Annotated in this window: 4 protein-coding genes and 1 pseudogene; 2 read left to right on the top strand and 3 right to left on the bottom strand. The window is 48.2% G+C overall.

Annotated elements, in window-relative coordinates; genetic code table 11:
* Positions 1 to 824, top strand: a pseudogene (locus Q0546_RS06105) (iron ABC transporter permease); the annotation flags it as partial.
* Positions 825 to 837: 13 nt separating this feature from the next.
* On the top strand, positions 838 to 1755 hold the full coding sequence (locus Q0546_RS06100; protein ID WP_314788416.1) for an ABC transporter ATP-binding protein: 918 nt from the start codon (positions 838 to 840) through the stop codon (positions 1753 to 1755).
* Positions 1756 to 1778: 23 nt separating this feature from the next.
* Here Q0546_RS06100 and Q0546_RS06095 read toward each other — a convergent pair whose 3' ends face one another.
* The 3 genes from Q0546_RS06095 to Q0546_RS06085 form a co-directional block, all read right to left on the bottom strand.
* Positions 1779 to 2381 (bottom strand): hypothetical protein, encoded by a 603-nt coding sequence (locus Q0546_RS06095; protein ID WP_298791446.1) that lies wholly within the window; start codon positions 2379 to 2381, stop codon positions 1779 to 1781.
* A gap of 375 nt (positions 2382 to 2756) precedes the next feature.
* Positions 2757 to 3530: an ABC transporter ATP-binding protein gene (locus Q0546_RS06090; protein ID WP_298791444.1), complete on the bottom strand. Its 774-nt coding sequence runs from the start codon at positions 3528 to 3530 to the stop codon at positions 2757 to 2759.
* Positions 3514 to 4405 (bottom strand): iron ABC transporter permease (locus Q0546_RS06085; RefSeq protein WP_298791443.1); only part of this gene is annotated, 892 nt, incomplete at its 5' end. The genes Q0546_RS06085 and Q0546_RS06090, both read right to left, overlap by 17 nt.

Below are 4405 nucleotides of genomic sequence, written 5' to 3'. Positions count from 1 at the left end.
AAAACTCTAAAAAATACAGCTTCTCCACGCACGACACATCCAAATTTACGCAAAAAAAGAAGCTTGGCAAATTCGGCTCGGCGGCGGCGTTTTTATGGTGCGCTAGCGTGTTTTGCCTGGCGTTTGCGTTTCCTTTTACCTGGCTTTTGTATTGGAGTATTCACGAGCTAGACAGCTTTAAATTCGAGTTCGTGCAGATGGCTTTAAATTCGCTTATGATGGCTGCTGGCGCGGCGATACTCATCACGGCGGTAAGTTTTTTCCTCGTTTTTGCGACGAGACTTATAAAAAACAAAGCGTTAAACGCCTTTTTGCTAAAATCCGTCTCGCTAGGCTACGCGCTACCGGGCGCTAGTATCGAGCTTTGCGTGATGATAGTTTTTGGTTATATTGACCGAAATTTCGGCACGCATCTACTTTCGTCGAGCTTTGTGGTGCTGATTTTTGGCTACGTCGTGAGATTTTTGGCGACCTCGATATATGCCGTCGAGAGCGGATACGCCAAGATCCCGGCAAACATCGACGACGCCGCGCTTTTGCTAAACGGCTCGCGGTTAAATTTGTTTTTCAGAGTGCATTTTCCGCTGCTTCGCCACTTTTTCTTTCTCTCGCTCATCGTCGTTTTTATCGACATCATTAAGGAGCTGCCGCTTAGCCTCATTTTGCGGCCTTTGGGCTTTGAGACGCTTAGTATTAGAGCGTTTTTTTATGCGAGCGATGAGAGGCTTTACGCTGCGGCCCTGCCGTCGTTTCTCATCGTTTCGATGTCGCTAGTCGCCGTCCTTTGGCTCGAGATAATCTCCAGAAAAAAACAAGAAAGATAAAAATATGGCTGAAATTTTAAAAATCGTAAATTTAAACAAGAAATTCGGAAATTTAGAGGTTTTAAAGGACGTAAATTTAAGCCTTAACGAGGGCGAAATTTTAAGCGTGCTAGGCGATAGCGGCTGCGGCAAAAGCACGCTTTTACGCATAATCGCGGGCCTTGAGACGCCAAGCGGCGGTCAAATTTGCGTCAAAGAGGGCTGCGGCACCGCGATGATGTTTCAGAGTTACGCACTTTTTCCGCATTTAAGCGTTTGCAAAAACGTGGAATTTGCGCTGTGGCGACTCCCTAGCGCCGAGCGAACCCAAAGGAGTGCGCAGCTGCTGGAGAAATTTAAAATCTCCGAGCTAAAAGACAAAACTCCCGATCAAATTTCGGGCGGTCAAGCGCAAAGGACTGCATTTGCTAGAGCCGTGGCTAACCGCGAAAAGCTGCTTTTGCTCGACGAACCCTTCGCTAATCTCGATCGCAACCTAAAAAGCGTGCTAAGAGGCGAGCTAAAACAGATGATAAAGGCAAACGGCATCAGCGCGGTCATGGTAACGCACGACAAAGAGGACGCCTTTTTGCTAAGCGACAAAATCGCGCTGATAAAAGGCGGCAAGGTTTTGGCTTTCGGCGCTCCTAGGGAGCTGTATTTTCAGCCTGCATCTTACGAAATCGCCTGCTTTTTGGGTGATATGAATTTGATTGACGAGCGGGATGCGCAAAATTTGCCGGCTGAATTTAGAACGTGGCTGGAGCAAAGAAACTTTATGTTTCGTTCGGAGCTAATCATAAGCGGCGAAAAATACGAAGCAGACGTGATAGAAGCCAAATTTTTAGGTGCATTTTACGAGTTAAATTTAGACTTTTGCGGGGTTAAATTTAAAGCCGTCGTCAGCTCAAATTTGCAGATTTGCAATAAATTTAAATTTGACCTAGCTTAAATTTGACGAAAAGGAATCAAATTTTAAATTTGGCTTTCTGGGTTGCGGTTTTCGACGTAATCCACTCTCGACCAGGCAAGCACATAGATAAACCCCAGCGCCAGGTAGATACCAAGCACCGCAAGCTCGATAGGGTAGGGGTCGCGCAGGGCTTTGGTTAGTAAAAGCTTTAGCGCCGCAGCGATTAGCGTGCCGACTACGCAAAGTACCGCGTAGCCTGAAAATAGGGCGTTTTGCGTGACGGCACCGAGTTTTAAATTTATCTTTATCCAAAGCAAAAACGCAAGTACTGCCGTGCCGCAAATCACGAAAAATAGGACCTTGTGCGTGCTAGCTGGTGCGTAGTTGGTGCTAAAACTCAGCAAAATCATCGCGCTGCTAATAGCGATAAAAATGCGGTAAAGCTTAAACACGCCTCCGCCTGCGAGTTTGTTTACCTTTGATATCGCGCCGTAAAGGCAGATGACGGAAATAAACAACATCGCTACGCGCGCGCTTGTTGCGATATCAAAGAGGCTTTTTGGTAAAACCATCTCTTGCGAGAGCAAATTTAAAATAACCAAAATCCCCGACGTCATACCAAGCGCCCTTGCCGTACTTATGCGTTTTATAAAGCCTTCTTGCATATTTTGCCTTTTATTAATTTAATAAAAATTTTACACAAACAAGCTTAAAATTTTTATTAAATTTAACCCAACTAGACATGCGAATAATCGCGATCTAAAATACAAAAAGCAAAGTTGCGAGCCGTCGAAAAGAGATCGTTTGCGTCAAATTTGAGTGTATAAAATGAAAGATGATTTAAGGCCGCGAGCGTAAAAATAGAATTTACGCCTGATAAATTTGGGCGGCTTACATGTAGTTTAATAAACGTCGCAAAGCTCGCAAACCGCGTAAACAGTGATATAAAATTAAAATAGGCAAATTTCACGAACTCGTAAATTTCAAAATACATAAAATTTTACGCACAGCGCAAAAATTGCCGATTAATAACCTAAAAACTACTTTACCTGCGCGCTGAAAATCTGCGTTATGCTGGGTATCTGCTTGCCCGCAACGTCAAATTCCGCCGTTTTCATCCGCACGCGGTAAAGCGCGTTTAAATTTTCCTCATTCAAAACCTCGGCGCTGAGCCCGTAAACGTAGCTAAGATCGTCCTTTAAAATGAGCGTGCGGTCCGCCACCGCAAGGGCGTGGTTTGGCTGATGCGTGGTAAAAACGATGCCGGCGCTACTTTTTTGCTTCAAATTTACGATGAGGCTTAGCACGCGGTCTTGGTTTTTGATATCAAGCGCGCTGGCAGGCTCGTCCAAAAACAGCACGTCGCTGCCGCTAGCTAGGGCTCTAGCAAAGAGCACGAGCTGCCTCTGCCCGCCGCTAAGGGCGTTAAAGCTGCGCTTTTGCAGATGGGCGACGCCTAGCGTATCCAGAGCGTCAAGGCAGATTTGAATATCCTTTTTGCCCGGTTTTGAAAAGAGCGAGATCTCGCGTACCCGCCCCATCAGTACGATGTCAAGCACGCTGTAATCAAACGCCACGCTAAAGCTTTGCGGCAAAAAGCCAAATTTTGCCTGCGTGTTAAGCTGTCCCTCTTTGAGGCCTAAAATGCCCATCATGCACGACATCAGCGTGCTTTTGCCCTGACCGTTAAGTCCTAAAATCGCTAAAATTTGACCGCGCTTAATCTCAAAGCTTAAATTTCTAAAAAGAAATTTGCCCTCTTCGTAGAAAAATCCAGCGTCTTTGATTGAGAGCAAACTACCTTCTGTTCGCATCGGCACTCCTTCTTAAGAGGATGGCGAATATCGGGCTGCCGATGAGCGCGGAGATGATGCTAAGCGGCACTTCGCTAGAGCTGATCGAGCGCGATACGTCGTCGATAGCGAGCATAAAAACGGCTCCCGCGACGAAGCAAGCGGGCATAGAGCGCAAGTGGTCGCTGCCAAATATCATCCTAGCGACGTGCGGCACCACGAGGCCGATCCAGCCGATGTTTCCGCTGACGCTGACCTGTGCGGTGACTAGCAGCGTGCAGATGACGAGGATGACCGAGCGCAGCCGCACGATGTTTACGCCGAGCACCTTTAGATCGCCGTCTTCGAGGCTGAGTAGGTTAAACCGCCACCGCATCGCGATGAGCGCCGCGACGCAGGGCGTGGAAACGGCGGCGAGCATGACGAGCTTGTCGTAGTCTGCGCGCACGAAGCTGCCAAGCAGCCAGTAGATAATGTTTGGCAGTACGTCTTCGTTGTCGGCTAGATACTGCACGAGGCTCGTTAGCGCAGCAAACACGCCGTTTATGACGATGCCCGCTAGTATGAGCGAAAAGACGTCGCTGCGCGAGACGAATTTGGCGATAAAATAGAGCATAAAAAGCGCGGCGAGCCCGAAAAAGAAGGCAAAGCCCACGATAAAGTAGGAGCCAAAGCCTAGCATGATGCAAAGCGCGCCGCCAAATGCCGCCGCGGTGCTCACGCCCACGATGTGCGGGCCTACGAGCGGGTTTTTAAACACCGCCTGAAGCGCAAGGCCGCTAAGCGCCAGTATCCCGCCGCAAAGGCTCGAAAGTAGGGCGCGCGGAATGCGGATATCTAGCACGACGCTCTTTGCCGTCTCATCGGCGGAGGAGCCGAGTAAAATTCTGCCCGTC

The sequence above is a fragment of the uncultured Campylobacter sp. genome (assembly GCF_937997465.1).
Classification (GTDB): Bacteria; Campylobacterota; Campylobacteria; order Campylobacterales; family Campylobacteraceae; genus Campylobacter_A.
Note: the sequence above shows the minus strand (reverse complement) of the source record. Positions and strands in the feature narration are given on the sequence as shown.